2 protein-coding genes are annotated in these 1011 nt (G+C 64.9%); one reads left to right on the forward strand and one right to left on the reverse strand.

All coding sequences use genetic code 11. The features are described 5' to 3' along the window. Positions 1-353 (forward strand): DUF3482 domain-containing protein (locus HX846_RS37460; protein WP_178967493.1); only part of this gene is annotated, 353 nt, incomplete at its 5' end. On the opposite strand, the gene HX846_RS37465 is transcribed toward HX846_RS37460, so the two are convergent. After that, a complete protein-coding gene (locus HX846_RS37465; RefSeq protein WP_102604113.1) occupies positions 350-904 on the reverse strand; it encodes a phosphonate degradation HD-domain oxygenase in 555 nt (184 codons plus the stop codon). The genes HX846_RS37460 and HX846_RS37465 overlap by 4 nt on opposite strands. Between the last annotated feature and the right edge of the window lie 107 nt (positions 905-1011).

Raw genomic sequence — 1011 nt, forward strand, 5'->3', positions numbered from 1 at the left:
CCGGAGCCATCGCGGGAGGCGCGCTGCAAACTGCCCGCAGTTATGGCAGCCGCCTGCTGGGCAAGATCAAGGGCCAGCGCGAGCTGACCGTCGACGACAGCGTGCTGCGCCTGTTGGCCCTGCGCCAGCGGCAACTGCTCAAGGCCCTGAACCTGCGGGGCCATGCCGCGATCCACAGCATCAAGGTCGACACGCCACAGGACAAGACCTGGCGCGAAGGCAAATTGCCCGAAGCCCTGAACAAGGCCCGGGCTCATCCGCAATGGTCGTCCCTCAACCCGCACCCCAAATTGAGCCAGGCCGAACGCCAGGAACAGATCGAAGCCCTGGCCCAGCGCCTGGACGAGACCTAAGCCGCCAACAGTTGCCGGGCCTTGGACTTCAGCACTTCAAGGTCCAGCACCGGCACGTGCATTTCCTTGGCTTGTTCATCCCAGTGACGCATGCGCAGGCTGACGGCACACAACGGGTCCTGCTCAAACGCCCGGGCTTCCTCGGCGGTCATCACGCCGCCCTGGTAACCCAGGGTGCGGCGGCTGGCCTCGCTCAACCGCGCATAGTAGTCCGGCTGGCTGAAGGTCAGGTAACGCTTGGCCTGCACGTGGTATTCCACCAGTTTTGCCAGGCGCTCGCTGAAGCCCGCCCGGCGCAGATAATCGGCGCCCAGCCGTTCATGGCTGACCACGCCATAACCGCCCATGTTCTCGCCACCTTGGCCGCAGATATGCCCGATATCGTGGAAGAACGCCGCCAGCACCACTTCATCATCGAAGCCTTCGGCCATGGCCAACTGCGCGGCCTGGGACATGTGTTCGATCTGCGAGACCGGCTCGCCAATGTAATCGGCGGTGCCGTGTTGTTCGTACAGGCCGAAGACCTCGGCGATTGCCTGCTCTGCTTTCATCACGCACTCCCCCACAGCTCAGTGATATTGCGCTCGGCCATCGCCGGCCCGACGCTCATGCCCACGCCGGTGTGCATCAACGCCGCGCTCACCCCCGGCGCCGCCCG

Source organism: Pseudomonas sp. K5002 (assembly GCF_013386655.1).
In the GTDB taxonomy this organism is placed as follows: Bacteria; Pseudomonadota; Gammaproteobacteria; order Pseudomonadales; family Pseudomonadaceae; genus Aquipseudomonas.